The sequence below is a fragment of the Desulfocicer niacini genome, assembly GCF_054657595.1.
The window spans coordinates 38,594-59,984 of the sequence record NZ_BAAHYK010000037.1; the positions used below are offsets into that span (position 1 = coordinate 38,594).

General features: G+C 44.4%; 15 protein-coding genes. 11 read left to right on the forward strand and 4 right to left on the reverse strand.

Going from position 1 to position 21,391, the window contains the following annotated elements; all coding sequences use genetic code 11:
- Window positions 1–168: 168 nt before the first annotated feature.
- The 5 genes from ACYQ2M_RS18155 (at window position 169) to ACYQ2M_RS18175 (ending at window position 7,090) form a co-directional block, all read left to right on the forward strand.
- On the forward strand, window positions 169–1,881 hold the full coding sequence (locus ACYQ2M_RS18155) for an aldehyde ferredoxin oxidoreductase C-terminal domain-containing protein (RefSeq protein ID WP_459917793.1): 1,713 nt from the start codon (window positions 169–171) through the stop codon (window positions 1,879–1,881).
- 106 nt (window positions 1,882–1,987) lie between these two features.
- Entirely contained in the window at window positions 1,988–3,043 is a 1,056-nt protein-coding gene (gene dctP, locus ACYQ2M_RS18160; protein WP_459917794.1) for a TRAP transporter substrate-binding protein DctP, read from the forward strand.
- Window positions 3,044–3,282: 239 nt separating this feature from the next.
- Window positions 3,283–3,756 (forward strand): TRAP transporter small permease subunit, encoded by a 474-nt coding sequence (locus ACYQ2M_RS18165; protein WP_459917795.1) that lies wholly within the window; start codon window positions 3,283–3,285, stop codon window positions 3,754–3,756.
- Between the two features lie 181 nt (window positions 3,757–3,937).
- Window positions 3,938–5,239 (forward strand): TRAP transporter large permease, encoded by a 1,302-nt coding sequence (locus ACYQ2M_RS18170; protein ID WP_459917796.1) that lies wholly within the window; start codon window positions 3,938–3,940, stop codon window positions 5,237–5,239.
- 480 nt (window positions 5,240–5,719) lie between these two features.
- Window positions 5,720–7,090 (forward strand): hypothetical protein, encoded by a 1,371-nt coding sequence (locus ACYQ2M_RS18175; protein ID WP_459917797.1) that lies wholly within the window; start codon window positions 5,720–5,722, stop codon window positions 7,088–7,090.
- 76 nt (window positions 7,091–7,166) lie between these two features.
- Here the strand turns inward: ACYQ2M_RS18175 and ACYQ2M_RS18180 are convergent, their stop codons facing one another.
- Both ACYQ2M_RS18180 and ACYQ2M_RS18185 read right to left on the reverse strand, forming a co-directional pair.
- Window positions 7,167–7,715, reverse strand: a complete 549-nt coding sequence (locus tag ACYQ2M_RS18180) for an NADPH-dependent FMN reductase (RefSeq protein ID WP_459917798.1) — start codon at window positions 7,713–7,715, stop codon at window positions 7,167–7,169.
- Between the two features lie 144 nt (window positions 7,716–7,859).
- Window positions 7,860–8,708, reverse strand: a complete 849-nt coding sequence (locus ACYQ2M_RS18185) for an arylamine N-acetyltransferase (protein WP_459917799.1) — start codon at window positions 8,706–8,708, stop codon at window positions 7,860–7,862.
- 887 nt (window positions 8,709–9,595) lie between these two features.
- Here ACYQ2M_RS18185 and ACYQ2M_RS18190 point away from each other — a divergent pair.
- The gene (locus tag ACYQ2M_RS18190; RefSeq protein WP_459917800.1) at window positions 9,596–12,733 is read left to right on the forward strand and encodes a PAS domain S-box protein; all 3,138 of its coding nucleotides are present in this window, start codon (window positions 9,596–9,598) and stop codon (window positions 12,731–12,733) included.
- A gap of 108 nt (window positions 12,734–12,841) precedes the next feature.
- Here the strand turns inward: ACYQ2M_RS18190 and ACYQ2M_RS18195 are convergent, their stop codons facing one another.
- On the reverse strand, window positions 12,842–13,024 hold the full coding sequence (locus ACYQ2M_RS18195; protein ID WP_459917811.1) for an Rpn family recombination-promoting nuclease/putative transposase: 183 nt from the start codon (window positions 13,022–13,024) through the stop codon (window positions 12,842–12,844).
- A 193-nt stretch (window positions 13,025–13,217) separates the two neighbouring features.
- Window positions 13,218–14,030, reverse strand: coding sequence for a BrxR family helix-turn-helix transcriptional regulator (locus tag ACYQ2M_RS18200; protein ID WP_459917801.1), 813 nt, complete (start codon window positions 14,028–14,030; stop codon window positions 13,218–13,220).
- A gap of 90 nt (window positions 14,031–14,120) precedes the next feature.
- Between ACYQ2M_RS18200 and ACYQ2M_RS18205 the strand changes: the two genes are divergently transcribed.
- Genes ACYQ2M_RS18205 through ACYQ2M_RS18225 form a run of 5 tightly spaced genes read left to right on the forward strand, consistent with a single transcriptional unit; the run spans window position 14,121 to window position 21,358 of the window.
- Window positions 14,121–14,855, forward strand: coding sequence for a CRISPR-associated endoribonuclease Cas6 (locus tag ACYQ2M_RS18205; RefSeq protein ID WP_459917802.1), 735 nt, complete (start codon window positions 14,121–14,123; stop codon window positions 14,853–14,855).
- Complete coding sequence (locus tag ACYQ2M_RS18210) at window positions 14,852–17,731, forward strand: HD domain-containing protein (RefSeq protein ID WP_459917803.1); 2,880 nt, start codon at window positions 14,852–14,854, stop codon at window positions 17,729–17,731. The genes ACYQ2M_RS18205 and ACYQ2M_RS18210 overlap by 4 nt, the downstream gene beginning before the upstream one ends.
- Complete coding sequence (gene cas7d, locus ACYQ2M_RS18215) at window positions 17,731–18,735, forward strand: type I-D CRISPR-associated protein Cas7/Csc2 (RefSeq protein ID WP_459917804.1); 1,005 nt, start codon at window positions 17,731–17,733, stop codon at window positions 18,733–18,735. The genes ACYQ2M_RS18210 and cas7d overlap by 1 nt, the downstream gene beginning before the upstream one ends.
- A 2-nt stretch (window positions 18,736–18,737) precedes the next feature.
- The gene (locus ACYQ2M_RS18220; protein ID WP_459917805.1) at window positions 18,738–19,379 is read left to right on the forward strand and encodes a hypothetical protein; all 642 of its coding nucleotides are present in this window, start codon (window positions 18,738–18,740) and stop codon (window positions 19,377–19,379) included.
- The gene (locus tag ACYQ2M_RS18225; protein ID WP_459917806.1) at window positions 19,370–21,358 is read left to right on the forward strand and encodes a DEAD/DEAH box helicase; all 1,989 of its coding nucleotides are present in this window, start codon (window positions 19,370–19,372) and stop codon (window positions 21,356–21,358) included. Before ACYQ2M_RS18220 ends, ACYQ2M_RS18225 begins: the two co-directional genes overlap by 10 nt.
- Window positions 21,359–21,391: the final 33 nt, after the last annotated feature.

Below are 21,391 nucleotides of genomic sequence, written 5' to 3' on the forward strand. Positions count from 1 at the left end.
GAGGAGGGTCAGGCTTGCGTTAGGGGCATTATCGGTGACACTTTGGATTCGCCCCGGCTTTGGTCGATAGCACCAATAACACAAGCCTGACCCAGTTCTCGCAAGATCTGCAGTCCCAGAATTACGAATACTGACACAAGCAGCCACTTCATAAAAGGTAAATTTCTAATGGACAAACTTCTCAGAATAGACATGGATCAAAAAAAAGCAGTATTTGAAAATGTGCCGGAATCAATGTGCCTGTTTGGGGGGCGGGGAACCGTGGCAGTGATTCTCTCCCATGAGGTGGATCCCACCTGTGATGCTCTGGGGCCGGACAACAAACTGATCATATGCCCTGGAATGATGGCAGACACCTCTGCCCCCTGTTCCGGACGAATCTCCATTGGCGGCAAAAGCCCCCTGACCGGTACCATAAAAGAAGCCAATGCCGGAGGTATGGCCGCAAAAAAACTGGCGGCTCTGGATATTTATGCCATTGTTGTGGAAGGAAAACCTTCAAATGACGATGACTGGTCTCTGCTGATACTGGATGATTCCGGCGCAAAACTGCTTTCTGCATCAAAATACATGGGCATGAACAACTATGAACTGGTGGCGCAGCTACGAAATGATTTCGACGAAGACATCGCCACCATATCCATCGGTCAGGCCGGGGAACGGGGATATCTCAATTCCACGGTGCAGATATCCGATCCCGAAGGACGTCCTGCCCGGGCCGCTGCAAGGGGTGGACTTGGCGCAGTCATGGGCTCCAAAGGAATAAAAGCGGTTGTGGTTTCCACCTCACAAAAGCTTAAAGCTCCCTACCAGGACAAAGAAGCTTTTCGCACAAACAGCAAAGCCTACAGCAAAGCCATCATGGATAATCCTATTTCAGGCCAAGGATTGCCCGCTCTGGGAACGGCGGTCCTGGTCAATGCCACCAATGCCCAGGGCTTCCTGCCCACCAATAACTTCAGTAAAGGGCGTTTTGAACAGGCAGAAGCGCTCAGTGGAGAACATATTGCCCAGATCCAGGGAAATCGCAAGGGCAAAATGACCCATCGCTGTTCCCCCGGATGTATTATCCAATGCTCCAGTGTATACAATGGCCCTGACAGCAAGTATATCACCTCGGGGTTTGAATACGAGACCATCGGACTCATGGGTGCCAACTGCGGCATTGACGACATTGATACCGTTGCACTTATGGACCAGATGTGTGATGATCTGGGTATTGATACCATGGAAACCGGAGTCTCCATCGGAGTATGCATGGAAGCAGGCAAACTCAAATTCGGAGATGCAAAGGGAGCCGTTGCCCTGGTGCAGGAGATGAAAGATGGAACCGAATTCGGAAAAATTCTCGGACAGGGCACTCTTGCCGTCGGCACCCATCTGGGCGTAAAACGCATCCCCGTTGTAAAGGGCCAGGCCCTGGCTGCCTATGACCCCAGGGGACTCAAGGGAACCGGGGTCACCTATGCCACCTCCCCCATGGGGGCCGACCACACTGCGGGCAATTCCCTTGGTGACCCTTCGGTGGAACCCTCAAAAAAAGAAGGCCAGGTGGGACTTTCCACCCAGCTCCAGGTGGGTATGTGTCTGTTTGACAATCTGGGAATGTGCATCTTTTCCGGTTTCTGCCTTGCCGATCCTGCAAATCTTCAACACCTGGTAAACATGGTTGCCGCCAGATTCGGCGGTCAATGGGATGTGGACCGGCTCATGGGCATTGCCGTTCAGACCATTGCCATGGAAAAGGCATTTAACAAAAAAGCGGGATTTACACCCAAGGACGATAAGCTTCCTGATTTCTTCTATATTGAGACACTGGATTCCGTGGATACCGTTTTTGACATCACCGAAGAGGAACTCAAAGAAGCCATTCCTTTTTAATGCGACCATCTTGACCCGTTTCCAGACACGGATTCAGATATGGTAAATGGAAACGGGTTCTCATACATAATCTTTATTTTTTTCAACATAACAAAAAGGATAAATTATGAAAAAAAACCATTGGTCCGTCACATCATTGTTATTAGCCATAAGTGTTATTGCCATTTTAATTGCAGGCCCGCAGATTGAAAATGCCAATGCCAAGGTGTACCGAATGAAAATCCAATCCCTGTATCCCCATGGAGATACCTCCATGGAAGAGCTAAAGGTCTTTGCCGAATCCGCTGAAAAGCACAGTAACGGCCAATTAAAAATCAAAGTATTTGCCGAGCCGGAAATCATGCCCGGAGATCAACTGTTTGGTGGCACCAAACAGGGTGTGGTGGACATGCTCCACGGCATGGGCGGTATGTGGGGTGGCATGGTCCCCGTGGGTTATGTTGAATTCAACCTGCCCATGGCCTTCCGAATTGATGAGGAGAGTACTTGGGAAGGCAAAGCCCAGGCAATACGGGATTTTTATTTTAAAAAGGGATTTGCTGAACTGCTTCGAAAAGAGTATGCCAAGCAAGGACTCTATTTTCTTGATATTCATACCTATGGTCCTGTTCCCTTTGTACTGTCCACCAAGCCCGCCACATCCTGCGCTGATTTCCAGGGATGGAAAATCAAGGCAGACGGCGGTAATATGGCCTACCACAGCGCTTTGGGCATGCAGGCCACGGCCATATCCCCTACGGAAACATATATGGGGTTGAAACTTGGCACTGTGGATGCAGCCGAATGGGATGTAAGCGCCGTCACCGGTTTAAAATGGCACGAAGTCGCTCCTTACTGGATTCGCGGCATGGAGTGTGACCACACCATCGGCCATATTCTCGTCAACCTCAAAAAATGGAACAAACTGCCCGACGATATGAAGGCGGCACTCCACGCTGCAGGTGAAGACTATTGGCATGCAACAGTGGCTGCCTATAAAAAAGAGATGGATGTGGTGCAGGGGCTGATTAAAGAGGGAAAGGTCATCGAAAACGTTCTTGATGATGACTGCCAGGAGCAGTACAAAAAAGCCGCCTACAAAATCTGGGATGAGCTTGCCACCCAGGATGAGGCCAGTGCAGCGGCCATCAAAATGATAAAAGAATGGAGAGGCGTTAAGTAATGAGCGGGAAATCGCCTGTTTTCATTGCCTGACTGAGTCGTAAATATTCGGGTTGGTATTGAATTGTAACTGCTTGGACAGTGCTCCATCTTCTCCGTCTGGGACTGCGTATCCAAAACAGATGAAGATGGCCTGCTGACCGAATATTTACGCTGAGTCGATCAAATTTCCTGTCATAATATACAACAAGGAGGTGCAGACCAAGTGATATCTGCACCGCCACTTCATGGAAATAACCTATGCATACTTTTTCCGATAGTATCAAACGCCTCATTGAAAATATTGGCAAAGCTGGTAGTTTTTTAATTCTCATCATAATGGCCATTGTAACCTTTGAGGTGATTTCACGATATGCCTTTAACGCCCCGACATCGTGGGCATGGTTAATCAACAAACAGCTGTTTGGTGTTTTTGTCCTTCTTGCTGGTGGATATACCTTGATTCACAAAAGCCATATCCGCATCGAAATGCTATACGAGCACTACCCCCCTGCCATGAAAACGTTTGTTCGATGGCTCACCCTTATCATTGCCCTTATTTTTCTGGGCACCCTTCTGTGGAAAAGCAGTGTCATGGGAATGGATGCCTGGCAGATAAAAGAAAAGGCCATGGGTGTTTTTAAATTACCTCTCTATCCGCTCAAAATGTTCATGCCCATTGGCACGGCTCTGTTCATACTGGCTTGTATCGCCGTATATGCCCCTAAGAAATAGACGATAAGGAATAGACGATGACGTTTATCGTCAATCATTGCCAATGTAAATTTTAAAAAAAATTCGTTGTTCTTTGTTGTGGGCAAAACGCCATAAGATCAGCTCCGCCTGTGGCGGCATATTACCATTTTCATTATTTGTTGTGTCTGCCAGGACATGACCGTTATAGGAATTATTATCAATGAGTATTGAACTGATTAGCTTTGTTTTATTCGGCGGTCTTTTGCTATTGCTTGCCCTTGGTATTCCCGTCACCTTTGCATTGGGTGGAATCACCGTTGCGATGACCTATATACTTGATGGACCAGATGCGGTGTACACCGTTGCCACCACCACCTACCAGCAAATGACCAGCCCCACATTAATGACCATACCGCTTTTTCTCATCATGGGCAATTTTCTGGTACAATCGGGCATTTCAGAACGAATGTACAATGGCTTGAGTTATTGGTTATCCGGGCTTCGCGGTGGTCTTGCCATTGTCTCCGTCGGAGTATGCGTCTCCCTTGCCATGTGTGGCGGCTTTGGCCCCGGTATTTTGACCATGGGTCTGGTGGCGGTCCCGGCCATGCTCAAACACAATTACAGTAAATCCATTGCATTGGGTTCTGTCATGGCTGGCGGTGTGCTGGGAGAAATCATCCCCCCTGCCATCATCATGATTATTTTTGCTTTCATTGCCCGCATCTCCATTGGCAAACTCTTTTTTGGAGGTATGATACCAGGACTTATACTGGCATCGCTCTATGTGGCTTACATCGTTTTTGTCGGCATTATCCGGCCCAACGATCTACCCAAGATATCAATAGATGTCACCTGGAGCATGCGCTGGAAAGCCCTTGCTGAAATTTTCCTCCCATGCATGCTTGTGGTACTGGTACTGGGCTCCATTTTTCTTGGCGTAGCCACCCCCACGGAAGCTGCCGGGGTGGGGGCACTGGGAGCAATATTCATCTGTGCTGTCCACCGCAGACTGAATTGGCAAGTTATTACCGACTCCTGCACAGAAACGCTTAAAATAACCGGCATGGCGCTGTGGATACTCATTCCAGCCACATTGTTCGGGGTCTTTTATGCCAGTGCCGGTGCCCAGGATATGATCATGGAACTTATCCAGTCCCTGGAGGTAAATCGCTGGATTGTGCTCATCTGTATGCAGTTTGTACTGCTGATTTTCGGCATGTTCATGGATGATTATGCGGTGGTGACCATCTGTGCCCCCATCATGCTTCCCATTGCAAGGTTGCTTGGTTTTGATCCCATATGGTTCTCCATTCTGTTTATCTTAAACATGCAGGTGGCCTATTTAACACCTCCATTCGGATGGGCACTGATCATGATGAAAGGCGTTGCCCCTGCGGGCATCACCACAAAAGACATCTGGCGGTCAATTCCTCCCTTTGTCATAATTCAGCTGGCGGTGCTCCTGATGGTCATGATCTTTCCTAAAATCGCGACCTGGCTTCCCAATGCAATCTTCTAAATATTAAAAATGCCTTCATTGCCGAATAGGTTTTCGGTTCTTTTTTCATCATGAAAACCACCGGTGAGTTATTCGGTCATGAAGACAATCATTTCGAAAAAAGCCCCCAAATCACTTGAAGGGGCTATGATGCACACACTTCAAACGTAATTCAACTCAACTTTCGATTTTCGCCTTTCGTGGTGGGGTCAGGCCTGCGTTATTAAGGCATCTATAAATTTTTCCTCTATCCACAGGCCGTCATCATCGGGGTTGATCAATAAAATTGATACTTTAGTGAAATTGATTTCACACAATTTTTTGTAAATTACTGAAGTATGCAAAAAAATCTACATCCTTCATACGCCCGTGGAAGTCACTTTACATTAAACGTGAAGGAGATTTCCAGAAAACAGCGTTATGCTTACAAAAAAAATGAAGAATGCTGAATTTTTTTGAGGAGAAGAAAAAAATCGCAATTCAAACAAAAGGAGATTTAAGATGAAAAGAAGTTTATTAAGTGGCCTTTCAATCCTGTTGATGACCGCTACATTTTTTATCAGTACAGCAATGCCCCTATATGCTGATGTGGAAGTCCAGGAGCTGTCCAAGGTGTTTGACAAATTCACCGTGGGGGGAGAAGTGAATGTTTTCTATCGATATGATTCAAATCCCTGGTTTGGGACAGATCTTTCAAATATCAACCCGGGATTTGATTCAGACACAGATACCTCTTATGGTGAAACCTTCAGCAGAATTCGCTTCACAGCCACCAAAGACATCGGATGGGCTCAGCTGAGCGGACAGTTTGCCCCTTATTTTGCAGAAACCATTGGACAGGATTTTTACGGCGTTTACGACAATGACGATAAGATAGGCATCGACCAGGCCTGGCTTAAATTTGCCAAAATAGCCGGTACCAGCCTGGACCTTACCCTGGGACGTCAGGAAATCAAACTTGAAAAATGGTTTGTGGTGGCTGATGGGGAAGATCAAGGCGCTGCCAACTGGCTCTACTACCACTCCAGTTTCCCCTTTGCCGTCAAACTCGACGGCGATTTCGGAGCTGTAAAAGGGTCGCTTTTTTATGCAGATGCCGGGGATTACGTCAAAGATTGGAGCGATCTTTTTGCCGGTGGCTCTGAAGATGGAGTCAGCCTTACCGGTTTGAACGTCCACTGGGACATCAACGAAAAAATGTTTATTTACGGCGGTGTTTTCAACAAGAATGAAGACAGTGCAACCAACGGCGGTGTGGGAAACGAAGATGACACCACAGCCTTTGACATCGGTGTGGACATAACTGTTGCCGGCCTGCAACTTGAAGGTGAATACGTCCATGAGACCGGAGACACAGGTATTGCAGGAAATGTAGATCGTGATGCCGACGCATTTTTTGCCAGTGCCACATACCGTTTTGACACCCCAATGGCCCCCTATGTGCGCGGGATGTATGTCTCCTTCTCCGGCGATGATCCAGACACAGCTGACAACGAAGAGTATGATCCCATGTTTTTTGATTTCCAGAGCTGGAACCACTGGATCATTGGTGAGTTGGTGGGTGAAGCACAGTTGCCCAACCAGAACAAAAACGATTTCATCGTGGAGGCCGGTTTCAGCCCCATGGAACCCATGACCATCTCTTTGATGTACATCAAACACACCCTTGAGGAAAAAAACAGTTCTGTCTATGGCCCTGTCTCTTCCGACGACTGGGCCAGCGAATGGAACCTGTTTGTGGACTGGCCCATCGGCGATCATCTTTTTGCCAGCACCTGTCTTGGTGTTGTGAGCCCCGATGATGCGGCCAAAGAGGTTTTTGGTGATGACGATGCATTTTTTGCCCAGTTGTTTCTCAACTTCAGTTTCTGATCATCTGACCTGATATAAAATCAACTGCATATACAACGCGCACGCTGTTTAAAAAAACAGCGTGCGCTTTTTCATTTTATGCGTCTTTGGCCATCCACCCAAGAAAGCCCTCAATATACTTCTGGAGCCGATTCTGAACGCGTTCATCCATCAGCGTACCATACGCGTCAAATTTTTCCGGAGCTGAGCTCACAAGACATTCCGTTGAGGGATAAAGAGGTGATAACAGGCTGTCCAGTACAAGTTTCAGATGTTCCTGGGCACGGGCTCCCCCTAAAAACCCCTTGGATGCACTGATAATTGCACTGGGCTTACCGGCCATGGGGGATTTAAATCCCGGGCGGGATACCCAGTCAATGGTATTTTTCAGTACCCCTGGAATACTGTGGTTGTATTCCGGGGTTGCAAACAATACGCCATCGCATCCTGTTATGGCCGTTCTTAAACGTTCAACAGCAGGGGGTTTTTCATCGCCATCCACATCCGAATTATAAAGTGGGATGCCATCACAGGTAAATATTTCCATTTCAACTTCTGGAGGAAGCGTTTTTTCAATGGCCCTGAGCAATGCCGTATTGTATGATCCCTTACGAAGGCTGCCACTGATTCCAATAAGTTTCACCATAATATATCCTCATTTATTCGTTTTTGGTTGTGTCCAAAGGCAGACATACCCATTTTTTTTATATGAAAGAGTGGGCAAGCCTAACATTCTTTCAAGCTTCGTTGTGGGCAGACCAAGGCCAGAATAAGGTCCGCCCGTGACAGTTTATTTAGAAGCTGGAGAAGGTGGTGTGGGTTTATCCGCAGGCAACTTATCCAGAATCTCCTTGCAGATACCCATCTCCTGTGAAAGAAAAAGATGATGGGCCTCAGTAGACATGTGCGTTCTCTTTATATTACCCCGGGAGTCAAAGGAAAACCTGTCTCCAAATGCCACGCCGGTAACGGTGTCCCCCCGATTAATACGAAAATAAAGGGAATAGTTAAAGGGCCCCCATTTTCGTGTCTCCTCATTTAACGCCTTAAAGGTGGTATGGGAGGCATTGGTATCATCCATGCGGCAGGTGCATCCATTCAGCATATGAAATGGTCTCCATCGGACATACCAGTTGTCTTTTTCCGGGTAACCGTTAATGCCCCAGGCCGGATGAGCAATTTTTGTGGGCAGCTTATCGCCTATTTTAATGGGAGCACCGTGCAGTATGGAGGTGTCTGCCAAAAAACGCTCTCCATCACAATTCACAATAACACTTCCGTGATTTGGGGGTGCCCCCGGTGCTATCAACATGGTCCCCGTGGCCCTGGAGGCCTTAAAACCAAGTGATAAAAGAAGACTGTAAAGGGCATTGCTGCCACCCCAGCAGGTACCACCCGTTCCGAATCGAAGCCATCCTTCAAAAAAATCTGTGGGATCATCCCCGGGAAGGGGAGCCTGATTCCCGGATTCAAGATGAATTAGTTTTTGTATGTTGTCAAAGGGTATTTTCCTGCACCACGCTCCATAAACGGCCTTTAACCCCTCCAAATCGGTGGACAGGGACACACCATCTATACCGAGCTTTGACAACACATCCCCAACAAGTTTTCTTTCAAGGCCGTTTTTTTTTATTGTCATTAAATTCTCCTTGAAATATGCAATGCTTTGACAGTTAAACGTTTATCGACATCAAACATAAAAGAGAGTACTCTGATTCTGTTACCTATGTCAAGAGAACCTCCATGATGGAAAACTAAAAATCTGTCCGGCTTTTTTAACCCCGGCTTTCATTTTGGAGACGCAACCACTCTTCCCCGGAAAGAGGATTTTTTTTATATTGGGGCATTGATGTATGAACACTGGTTGCTCCCCCCCTACAAAAAGCAACCATGGTCCTCCATGCCACGGATCCGATGTTTGACAAGGTTCGGGGTGCTCTTCCGTCAAACCATTTTTATACCGGTCCACTGTTCTGGGAGATATATACCACTGGAACTATGTGCCTCATGCAGATGCCGAATATGCTCATCCACTTGATGCTCATTTTTTATCACAGATATTCAAAAAGGGGCATCCCTACTTTACTGGTGCTTTTTTTAACAGATATAATCTCCAACAAACTTTCATTTAAAATCCCAAATTAAATTTGTTATGTATTACAATATCTTGTATAGTAAGTTTAATTTTAAAAAAATTGAGTATCAAATACAGCAATTTCAATTATAATTTTTTATCAAATCCTCTGATGTATAACGCACTGAAATCACGTTGATTAAAACTGTCAATTTTTTGGTATTAAGCGCACACAGCTCTAAAATTAGAATTGCTGCATTAAATGTTTTCTTATGATTTTCATGGGTTTGAGTATTCTGTTGAAATTTGGAAGCGAATGATCCATGATCATTTAACAATTATGACCATATTATCAATATCAAAATTATTTATGTATAATACAAGTATTGAGGCGTATCCAATAAAAAGCAATTAATCCAATATCCTGATTTTTAGCATCAAGGGAAACGAGCATGAATGCAGATAATTTAATTTTGGTTGTGGATGACGATCCCCCTATCTTGTCTGCTACAGTAAAATTATTAAAACAGGCAGGATATACGGTAATAGAAGCCCAAACGGGTGAACAAGCGCTTAAATCTGCACAAGAGAATCTTCCCGACTTGATATTGCTTGACAATGAGCTCCCAGATATAGACGGTCTTGAAATTTGCCACAGGCTAAAAACAGAAGAAAAAACATCTGGAATCTTTATAATTCTCTCCGTGAAACGGATAAAAGCTTCGGATCAATCTGAAGGGCTTGAAATTGGTGCTGATGAATATATTGTCAGACCCATCGGTAATCGAGAATTGCTCGCTCGTGTTAAATCAATGCTAAGACTCAAAAATGCAGAAAAAGAGCTTGAAAAGCAACAAAAGCATTTAAATGTGTTGGTTGAACAGCGAACGGCTAAACTGCAGCATGAAATAGCCAAGCATAAGGTGACGGAGCAGCGTCTGCGTGCAAGTGAAGAACGATACAAATTCCTTTTCGAGAACATCAACGACGCTGTCTATGTCCATCAGGTATTGCCTGATGGTCAACCAGGCAAATTTCATCAGGTTAATAAAGCGGCTCGAGAAATGTTGGGGTATACAGACGAAGAGTTTAAATCCATGAGCCCTTGGGAATTGGACGATCCGAAAACTTCAGCTCAAATCATCCCGTTGGCCATGGAGCAATTGCAACGAAATGGACAGACAAAATTCGAAGCCATTCAATTGGCCAGGAATGGTCGTCAGGTATGTGTTGAGACAAACACGGTGCTAACAAACTTCCAGGGTCAAAAAACCATTATCTCTGTATGTCGAAATATCACTGAATTTAAGAAGGTGAAAGAGGCGCTGCAAGAGAGCGAGAATAAGTATCGCAAAGTTGTAGAGAGCGCCAATGAAGGTATTGCGGTAACCCAGGATGGGATGCTGAAATTCATAAATCGAAAAATTTTGGAAATTTCAGGCTATTCCGAAGTTGCGTTGATGTCGCGGCCTTTCATAGAGTTTATTCATGCGGAAGATCGGCAGATGGTTATGCAGCACCATATAAAAATGTTAGAAGATGAAAAAACACTTGGAGTATATGCGTTAAGGTTCATTGCCAAAAGTGGCGATTTAAAATGGATGGAAAACAATGGAGTAAGCATTACATGGGAGGGCAAGCCTGCCACGTTGAATTTTTTAAGCGACATTACAGCTCGCAAGCGCGCTGAAGGGGCACTGCGGGAGAGTGAGGAGCGTTTTCGTCAGGTGTATAATCACATGTCCATTGGTGTGGCAAAGGTTTCGTTGGAATTTAAAATTGTGGCTGCAAATCCAGCCTATTGCAAAATGCTTGGTTACAGTGAAGCGGAACTGACAGGTAAGCATTTGAGAGAGATCACCCATTCAGACTCCATTGAAAAGAACATTCTTAAACAATCCCAGTTGGCCGCAGGAGAAATTGACCATTTCCGAATGGAAAAGCGTTTCATCCATAAAACCAGTAAAATTGTTTATGGCATGCTGGATGCCAATCTTGTTCGCGACAGTGATGGCAAACCAATCTATTTTCTAGGAAGTGTTGCTGACATTAGCGATCTCAAATATGCCGAGGAGTTGTTGCGGGAGAGCGAAAAAAAATACCGTACCATTTTGGATTCCATGAAAGATGCCGTGTATATTTGCAATCCTGATTTTCTCATTGAATATATGAACCCGAGAATGATCAGTACAATCGGTGGAGATTCAACCGGAGACTATTGCTACAAAGCAATTTATGGCTATAATAAAAAATGCTCCTGGTGTGTATTGGACAATATTCTGCAAGGTGAGCATATCGACTATGAGCTGGCAAATCCAAAGGATAACCGATTCTATTCCGTTACAAACTCTCCGATTCATCATTCCTGCGGAACGATCTCCAAATTAACGATATTCCGTGATATTACAGATAGCAAATCCATTGAAGCACAGCTCTACCAGGCACGAAAAATGGAATCCATCGGAACAATAGCGGGGGGCATCGCCCATGATTTTAACAACATACTTTATATGATAACCGGAAACGCAGAACTGGCAATGGAAGACCTGCCTGCGAGGAGCCCGGCACATAAAAACCTTGAAGAGATTAAATCCGCTGGTTTGCGGGCTGCCGGCGTTGTCAAACAGCTTCTGAACTTCAGCCGTCAAAGCGATCAAAAATTCAAGCCCATTGATGCCGTTATGGTTATCAAGGATGCCCTCAAATTCATGCGCTCAACAATTCCAACCACCATTGAACTCCAGCAGAATTTTCCGGAAAAAGAGGTGACAATCCTTGGCGATCCAATCCAGATCAATCAGGTAATGATGAATATCTGCATCAATGCATCCCATGCAATGGAGGATACCGGCGGCGTTCTGGATATTCTTGTCGAAACGACAAGCATAAATGAAAAGACAAGTGCTCGTTATCCTGACCTGGCTCCCGGAGACTGGCTCAAAATCACGATAAACGACACAGGCCCGGGAATCAGTGAAGATATTATCGATCGTATATTTGATCCCTATTTTACGACAAAGGGTGTGGGAAAGGGCTCGGGAATGGGCCTTGCCGTTGTTCATGGTATCGTCCAAAATCATCATGGAACCATTTTTGTTGAAAGCAAGCCTGGAAAAGGTGCCACATTCACAATATTTTTCCCGTTGCTTACCGAAAAACCAGTGACGGATGTCAAAGCATCAAGGAAAATTCCCCGAGGGGCTGGTGAAAAAATTCTTTTTGTCGATGATGAAGTCTCCATTACGAACATGATTGGTATAATGCTGGAACGACTTGGGTACAAAGTTCAGACAACAACAAGCCCTGTGGATGCCCTGGAACTGTTTCGGTCCAAACCTGATGGGTTTGATCTGGTGCTAACAGACATGACCATGCCGAAGATGACTGGCGTCAGATTGTCGGAAAAACTCAAAGAGATTCGTCCGGAAATTCCTGTTGTCATCTGTACTGGCTATAGTGCTATTATTAATAAAGAAAAGGCAGAATCAATTGGTATCGACGGTTTTGTAATGAAGCCTATAGAGATGAGTGATATTGCTAAAACCATTCAAAATATTCTGGATATGACTAAGGCTACCACTCAAGGGTAAACATCCAATATTTGACCTTCAAAACGACCGAAATTCTTAACAATATCTGTTGTAAGTTTGATCCAACAGCCACTCATTGGGGGGGGTAGGCGTTATAGTATTTGCATCTTAGCACTGCTGTTTCAAAAAGAGCCGCCATATTTTCACCATATATTCCAATCGCTGGAGATGAACATACTTGTCATAGTAACTCTTGTACTCAAACAGAACATAGACATAGCTGGGGCTACCGGATAGATTTATCTTTAGGCTCTTGTTGGATTCCGGGATCTTGTTTTTGCGTTTAACTATAAAGCTTTGGAATCACAAAACAATATATTCAACAGGGCAAAACAGAAGGCCTTTTGATATTTGCAATAGATTCAAACGCTTAGTCGAGCTGCGCATAAAAAGACCCTGAAAAACAACATGAGCCTTATATGCTACCGACAATCGATAGCGCTGCCAAGCGATAGTATCCATAGCCTGATTCCAGACTTAAAAATCAACATTTTAACCAGAGTGGACAACCATATTTTGCATCAGTTTTAAGTAAATCTCTTTCCACATAAAACGCCAACGCTTTCCGACAATTAATAATCCTGACCCCGCTTTCAATAATTTTATAATTTTGAACAATCGCATCTTGAATTCCCTGGGGCAAATCGGTATTGGCTTTGAAAGCCAGCTTAACATATTGATTCCATTCTTTATCATCATCGGGTGGAATCCAATCCTCATGGACATTTTCTGCAAAAACAATCCGTGATAAAACAAAATCAAGAAATTTATATTTTAAATGGCAAAAGCCCCGAACATGATATCGATTATCTGCATAAACCAAATTATGGGGAGATATTATTCGTGATGTCCATCCATCAGACTCCCAATCTTTTTTTCTATATTCGATGCTGACCGTCTGTTTGCGATGAAGCCCCTCCAATAATATTTTAATTGCAGGGAAATCCAATTTAGGATGCAGCAAGCGAGTCACATCATTAATCTCAAAGTCACTCCATGTTCTCTCTTCCCGATAATATCCTATCAGTGTATCCCCTCTCAAAAAATCAAGAAATTTTAAAGGATCTTTACTAACGTGAAGGGGTTCAAAGCTGTCAATGGCCACATGACGCTTTTGTTTACTTTTATAGACCATTTGATGTGGATATTTTTCCCGATAATTTGTAATCACCTTTTGCGCAATCTGTCTGCTAATACCAAAAGCTTCACCAAGTTCTCTTGCTGTCAAGCCTTCTCCCCATAAAAGCCGGGTCTCAATGTATTCAAATCTTTCCTTATCATGTTTCTTTAGGGACATGTAAACTTTTATTCCATGTTATAGGTTTGTATGGTTTTTTTTTATATGTTATACAAATAATTATCATACATCAAAACAAAAGGAAACATCATGTACAGAATTCGTATCACTTTACCCAAGGGAAAGATGGTCACTTATCGTAATCTTGATCTACTCCATGATGCCTTAATTCATGCATGGATTAAGGCTGGCGCATCAAGCGATGCTATTTGGGGTTCCAATGCCGCCATCTGGCATTTCGGAGTCCTTGGCTGGCATTACAAGGGAGAAAATCGGGCACACTCTCTGGTAGTGGGAACCCCGGATGATTGTTTGTCTGAGTGTCTATCCAATATGGATACAAAAGCCATCCAATACACCCGTGCTCTGACAGGTGAACATGTAGATTTTTCCGAAGCAGATATCATTGAAGATCTTGACCCCGTTGGCCCAAATCAAAATTCTCTTGGCTTGGTATTACTATCACCCTTAGCCATTTCAAGAACCAAAAAAGAAAAAAAAGGGCCACGCTGGCATACCTCATTAAAGGAAATTGATTTGAGCCAGGCCGTCAACCATCGCCTATCCCGTCTTACCGGTCAAAAGGTATCGCTGACTGTATCCCCAGATAACCTGTACCTGCGCTCCCATTCAAAACATCACACCCTTGTTCAAATCAAAAAGCTAAAAAACGGACACAAGGTCTTTGTGATCGGAATGAGAGCCCCACTGGTTATGACAGGGAATGAAAAAGATCTACGCTTGGCATGGTATTCCGGCATTGGAGAAAAGAATAGAATGGGCTTCGGATGCGTTGGATTGGCGGAAAGGGGGATTGGAAGATGACAGCCCAGGTATGGATGTCAAAAGCAACGATGCTGGCATCAAAAATATACAAACATTTTTTGACAGAAATTATTGAAGCACATTTGATGAAAAATGATCGAGAGCTTCTTCCCCTTAGTGTAAAAGCAAAAAAACAGATTGCTAAGGGGACTCACATTGATCCCCGCCCATTGCGCTTGATGACCATCAGCGGAAAGGGAGGTTATACCGCGAACCCCGATCTGCAATCAAAATATAATAAATATTATAACATTACCCTTCTGGAGCACCTTCTGTCCGTGGTACGCGGTTCCCTTTTGCTGGCATCCCTGGACTGGCTTTCACGAAATCCTGATATGGATACATCCCTTATTGAACGCAGGCTTGCCATGGTTGCGCTCATCGCTTTTTTGCATGATATCGATAAAGATCTGGGGCTGGCTAGAAACGAAGCTATTCCCCTGGAAGGTTTGGAAGAAAGAATAACCCGGTATGGCATCCCCTTTTTTCTAAAGCCATTCGGCCTTATACTTTCCTCTGAACAACTCCGCTACCTGATTGAAAAAGTCGAAGCCACCCAGGCCCACCGTCATCATCCTGAAATTCTGCCACCAAGGGAATTGGAAAACCTTGCGCGTTACGTCCGCCTGGCCGATCAGTTGGATGGAATATGGGTGTCAAGCGATCCTGAGAAAGGTGGCCTTAAAGGCGTGATTGACTGTCTGAAAAATGACCAAGGTGCATTAAGAAGTGACCTATGCAAAAATTGGAAAGCAATTCAGCTTTTTGATCCCCTGCATCCATTTTTGCTGGACGAACTTCAACGTTACTTATCCCGTTTTAGCCTTCATCTCGCAGGAGTTCCGCCGTTGATTGAAGTTCATCAGGATGGTCACTTTTTCATGCTTTTACCCAGTGAACAATATGATGCCATAGTTGACAAAGGTCTATCTGCTCTTTGTAATGGCCTGCCATTTAATCTATATCTTGATATTTCAAATCGTGGTTTACCCTCTCTTTATAACGGCCAACCCAATTATGACGAATTAGAAGCTTTCATAAAAGAGCTCGATACAAAACAGAAGAGTGGTCTTTTAAAAATCAAGACAGATTTAAAAGACTCACTCAATGATGTGTTGGACAATCTTCTCTCTGACATAGGATTAGAACCCAGATGGCCTAAACCCACTGGCCAATTGTTAACCTTATATGCATCATTTAACGATTTTGACCAAGAAGCAATTGACTGGGCGCACTACGCTCTATTACTTGCCCTTCTTTTAAACCTGAATGTCAAATCCAAGCCCAAAGATAAAGTGCTCACCCCAACCCAACGAGAGTTGGCATTATTAGAAATTGTGGATATCTCCCCGCCGAGTTGGCTGTCCTCCATAAAAGAGGATACCTCCCGCCGGACATTAACCAGCTTATGGGTAACTGCAATTGCAGCGGAAAATGATGAACTAATTGATTCCATCTGGGAAGGAGAATACAGCCTCTTAAGGCAATGGCTGGAAGGGACAAAAGAACTTGCTGGGTTTAATAGTTTTATACTTGGAGATGGAGTAGAAATTATTCGCACAACAAGACAACGTATTGTGCAACTCCTTTCAAGTAAACGGGTTCAACTAACTTCAGAAAACGAAAAGGGACGTTGCATATTCACAGATGAACCGGTCCCATTTGCAAATACCATTAAACAGGCGACCGGTTTGTATGGTGTAAAAATATCTGCTTTTTCCGGTAGAGAAGGTAGACCGGAATCCGTTGTCATGACTCAAGCCCATACCAATGTTGGGGCAGCAAGCCTGGCAGAGCATAAACTCCGTGCTCAATCCCACACCATCCAAGGTGGACGGGATAACGGAGTCCCCACATTAATATCCTCTCCTTCCACCCAAGGGCTTTTTGGAGGACTGGCACTGGCTGATGATAAAATGATGGGTGCAGTCTCCCTCTACGATTTAAGCCGACTCCAGGTTTCAAAAGGACGTGTGATGAGTGGGATGGAAATTCATAGTAGACGTTACCGAATTGCCAGATTAGAAAGGATTCCAGAAAAATTGGCGGATCAAGTTCAGATAATGCGGATGTTATTAACCGCCTGCCGTCGCACAGGGCGACCTTTCCATCTATTTCGCGGGCTTCCCCAGCAGCGCAAAGAATTCTTTTACTATGATGCCATGCCCCAGGTACTGATTCAATTACTTGGGGGGCGAAGCCTTTTCCTTGAACAAATTCCCAATGCTCTTAATAAATTACAAATTATAAACGATCTTTTGGAAACCACAGGAATTGGCCATGATGTGCTGAAACTTTATGCCAATCCAAAAACACGTTTTAAGGCTGCCTGCCTAAGCTGGTGCCATCTCAAGGATCTGGAAGATGATAATAAAGATAAAAAAGTAAAATTAATGGAAGAGTTGAAAGATATCTACATGAATGTTCTTGAAGGAGATAAAAAAATGAATGAAGACGACGGCGCATTAGTTAAACTGGGAACGGCCGCTGCAGGCATCCAACAAAATCCGGGGGGCAGATCATCTACCAGTGATCAACTTCTGGTATTTAAACTCTGTCTTGAGGCCGTTACCATCGCTCAAAAACAACATCAAACAGATACAGCATCTTTGATCTATGCCGTGGCTGGAGAGCTGGAATCAAATCTTGTTCGACGGGAAAAAGCGGCAAAAAAAGCCAACAGAAACGGCAAAACTTTGATGGAAGGTTGTGAATCAGTGGCCGCCATTTTTGTCAACGAAGTCTGGCCCAGCGCATTTGGTAATAAATTCCCCAGCCAAAAAAGCAGGCGGGTACTGTCAAGCATCTATCGTATCGCATTTTTAAAAGCCCACAAAGATATCACAGAACGCCAACAACAGGAGAGCAATAAATAATGAAAAGATTTTATCCCTACCTCGGAAAAATAGACCATTTAGTTGACACCACCATAGGCGGAGACAAAAAAACAGACAGCTATATTCATCCAGCAATGAAAAATATGGGTTGTCTTACACTTGTACTTATACGTGAAGCCGTGGCCCCGGTAATTTTCAGGAATGCCGAGCAGGAAATTACGGACATTGAATGTGGTGATGAAACTTACATCCGGGCAGTCCCAAACAAGTTTAAATACATTGAAAAAGGTCGAGGACTTCAGATTTTACGTGCCTATGGGGTTGGAGGGAAACTCCCCCAAAACAAAACAGTTTTAAGAAAAAAACAACAACCATCCGAGGCTTATGATATGAACACCTTAGTCTTTGGAGATTCTGCAATGCAGGAAAATCGTATTTTACCTGTCAAAGCCGGTGTCAACTACTCTGATGCGTTAAGTTTATTACCCAAACATTTTTGTGTAGATGAAAGTTTCCATAATCGAGCCATGGAAGATGGCACATTGTTTGACGCAGAAAATAAAAAAAACAGTGACAACCTGTTTACCCGCCACTTTATTTTACCTGGCAGCATCATGGTGCAAGTAATTTCCACCCGGGGAAAAGTACTTCCACCAGAAGCCCTTGACCATCTCTTGCTCTCAATTGGTCTCGCAGGCCCTTATGGAGGTCAAACTTCAACCACCGGAGTCAATATCCGTTCCAGACTTGTGGGTCTTTACGGCTCTCGTTTTGAACGTCCCTTGGCATCCCCCTATGAAATCATCAAAGCCTTAAATCAGCAGAAAATCGATAAAAAAAACACAGAAACGGTTATGACAACTATTCATTCAATCATGGAGCCTATCCATGAAACCAGCATGGCTTCCAATGAGTTAAGTGAATACCAGCAAAAACTGATTAGTGCCTTTGAAGAGGAAGATATCGATCTGGAAAACCGATACAAAGAGGCCATGCCAAAGGTTGCAAGCCTGTTTGACAGTTGGTTTGGCACTGGGAAATAACCATGAAGATAAATGCAATAAACATCACAGCTGAAACCTTGACCCCCTTTGCCTATCATAGTTTGATGGTTCAAAGCGGCACGGCGACTCTGCCTGAACTGATCAGTGATCGGGCAATCGCCTTTGGTCTGGCGGCCACTCTTGGGATGACGGCTTCCCGGGTGGCCCTTCCTGCCAAAGATTACAAAGGACACCTATCAGCCATGCCCTGGCGCACATCTGTTTTTACGACAGATGATCCACGCCTCCTTTCACCCATAACCCGCCGTCTGAATCTGGATGCCGAAGCTGGTTTTCAGAAAAAAACCCAGGATGTAGCCAAAAAAGGAAATTTAAAAGATTTTTTTTACATCCAAGAAGTTCCACCTTATCAGATATTCAAGGGAATTATTTTTGGAATGGAAGGGTTTGACCCATTCAATTATGCTGGAGAATCAGAATTGGTCATCCGGGTCGGGCTGCATCGAAGTGGCATGGTACTATTGAAAAAATCTCAATCAAAAGAAAAGGTTCGCTTGAATGCAGCCACAGCTTCCCTGTTTGGACGGGAATTGTCTGTGGATCGCTATTGCCTCCATTCTCTCCAATTATCTCCATTTCTTAAACCAGAAGATGCCACAAGAGAGGTGGAGCAATGGAAATAATTAAACTCACAGTCAAGCGCCATTGTGTAGGGCAATTACCTGAATCCGGGCTCTCCCCCCTTCAACATGAATTATTAAACAATTCTACCAAAATACGTATTGCCAATGCCCCCACCGGGGCTGGAAAAAGTTATGCATTTGAACGAGCCATGCTGGACAACAAACAGAGAATACTTTTCATTGTTCCCACAAGAAGACTCTGCCAAAATCTGGCGACAGGGCTTTTAAATTCATTGGCCCACATGCATGGTTGGACAAAAGAACATGCCTTGTCCAAGATATCCATTTGGAATTCCGATGAAACAAAAAAATTAAGGGAAGCCGGTGAACCCAGGATCATGGCCCGACGGGTTCGGGAAATCACTGATTTGAATGATGCCATGGAAGGCGGAGAGATGGTCATTGCCGTGCCCGAAGTGGTCAGTAGTCTGTTGCTGCGTTCTTATCCTGAAAAGGGGTTATCGGACAAGGGCGTATTTGACCTGTTAACCGGATTTGACCACATTGTTTTTGACGAATTTCACACCATTTCGCCACGAGGATTTGGTCTGGCTGGCTTATTTGCAAAATTGGCTACCAAGCTTCAGGGCTCCAGAGCACGGGTCAGTTTCCTTTCTGCTACACCCTTGGATATTGCTCCGGTACTTCATCGCTTGGATATCCCTGAAGATCAAATTATTACCCTTGAAGAAAAATTAACAAGCAAAGGCCGTTGGGTTCATGGTGATGTTTGTATGATTTTTTGCCAGACAGAAAGCATGGTTAGTTTACTTAGAAAAAATGTGGAGGTGATTAAAAGGGAACGGGAACGCCATCGGCAGGTGGTAATAATTTATAATAAACTTATAGATTTGCAAGAGGACTTGCCTGAACTTAAACAGATATTCATTGATGCGGGGACAACATCGGGACAGGCCCTTCTGATCAACAGTATTGATGATTCACGGTCAGGAAATGATAATGATGATTTTTTCGTTTCAGGCCGTGATCATGACCCTAAAAATTTTGAAATTCTTGTTGCAACCGCCAGTGTTGAAATGGGTGTGACCTTCCGGGCGGATGTCTTGTTCATGGAACCAGGATTTGAGCCCATGAATTTTCTCCAACGCTATGGACGGGCAGCGCGTGGCAATCATGATGGACAGGTATTCATCCGATGGGATGATGAATTTGCAGGGAAACAGCCCTGGTTCCGGCGTTTTCACAAATGGATAAGCACCCATCAAAATCAAATGGTCGGAATTGATGATATCACCGAAATTCTAAGCCGCAGTGCTCGGAGAAAATTCAAAGATTGCCCTGAAAACGGACAAAAACATTTTGGTAAAATGCCCAACCGGGCCGCCTATGCTGCAGGGCTTTACTGGAATGTATTGATGAAGCATTTCAGCAACAGTGGGCACCGCTGGAAGTATTTAAAAGAATTCCAGCCCAAACCGGCCAGCCATGTATACAGCCTGTTAAAACAGGTGAGAGAAATGAACTCGGATCGCAATTTTGGAGATACTGCAAAATCTTGGTGTGATCAATTTGAACAGGAAGCACACACTCTGCGTAATATAGCCCGGGGAATTCGTCTGGTGGAAAGGGATGGAAAAGGGAATGTGTTCCGGGCATCTGAACAATGGGTTCTCAGAAACACTGATATTTTAAAACGTTTTCCCCTGCTTCTGGCAGAAGACGGTGAAGAAGAGATACGCATCAGCGGAACACTTTCACAACATTTCCTGACAGAAAAAAATTATATCAAAGCCACGAAAAATGCCAGTTTTCCTCACATGCCCTATCCGGTCATACTTAATGATGATATTTTTCTGGTGGACAGTTGGTGCCGGGAATTCGCCAAAAAAGAAGGCCCGGATGCATTAGCATGGACACTTTATCCAGAAGCCATGAATGCTGCTTTGACACTTGTTAGACTCACCGGATTGATTGTCAGTGCGGATACCGAATGCGCCTCAACAATCGGTGTCCTGTAAAATTCAATATCTGATCATTTCCAAAAGAAGAGG

Excerpts from the sequence above, each read along its gene's own strand:
- ACYQ2M_RS18220 (WP_459917805.1), top strand. The coding sequence starts at position 18,738 with ATGAAGATAAATGCAATAAACATCACAGCTGAAACCTTGACCCCCTTT.
- ACYQ2M_RS18180 (WP_459917798.1), bottom strand. The coding sequence starts at position 7,715 with ATGGTGAAACTTATTGGAATCAGTGGCAGCCTTCGTAAGGGATCATAC.
- ACYQ2M_RS18185 (WP_459917799.1), bottom strand. The coding sequence starts at position 8,708 with ATGACAATAAAAAAAAACGGCCTTGAAAGAAAACTTGTTGGGGATGTG.
- ACYQ2M_RS18225 (WP_459917806.1), top strand. The coding sequence starts at position 19,370 with ATGGAAATAATTAAACTCACAGTCAAGCGCCATTGTGTAGGGCAATTA.
- ACYQ2M_RS18200 (WP_459917801.1), bottom strand. The coding sequence starts at position 14,030 with ATGTCCCTAAAGAAACATGATAAGGAAAGATTTGAATACATTGAGACC.
- ACYQ2M_RS18205 (WP_459917802.1), top strand. The coding sequence starts at position 14,121 with ATGTACAGAATTCGTATCACTTTACCCAAGGGAAAGATGGTCACTTAT.
- cas7d (WP_459917804.1), top strand. The coding sequence starts at position 17,731 with ATGAAAAGATTTTATCCCTACCTCGGAAAAATAGACCATTTAGTTGAC.
- ACYQ2M_RS18170 (WP_459917796.1), top strand. The coding sequence starts at position 3,938 with ATGAGTATTGAACTGATTAGCTTTGTTTTATTCGGCGGTCTTTTGCTA.
- ACYQ2M_RS18155 (WP_459917793.1), top strand. The coding sequence starts at position 169 with ATGGACAAACTTCTCAGAATAGACATGGATCAAAAAAAAGCAGTATTT.
- ACYQ2M_RS18175 (WP_459917797.1), top strand. The coding sequence starts at position 5,720 with ATGAAAAGAAGTTTATTAAGTGGCCTTTCAATCCTGTTGATGACCGCT.
- dctP (WP_459917794.1), top strand. The coding sequence starts at position 1,988 with ATGAAAAAAAACCATTGGTCCGTCACATCATTGTTATTAGCCATAAGT.
- ACYQ2M_RS18190 (WP_459917800.1), top strand. The coding sequence starts at position 9,596 with ATGAATGCAGATAATTTAATTTTGGTTGTGGATGACGATCCCCCTATC.
- ACYQ2M_RS18165 (WP_459917795.1), top strand. The coding sequence starts at position 3,283 with ATGCATACTTTTTCCGATAGTATCAAACGCCTCATTGAAAATATTGGC.
- ACYQ2M_RS18210 (WP_459917803.1), top strand. The coding sequence starts at position 14,852 with ATGACAGCCCAGGTATGGATGTCAAAAGCAACGATGCTGGCATCAAAA.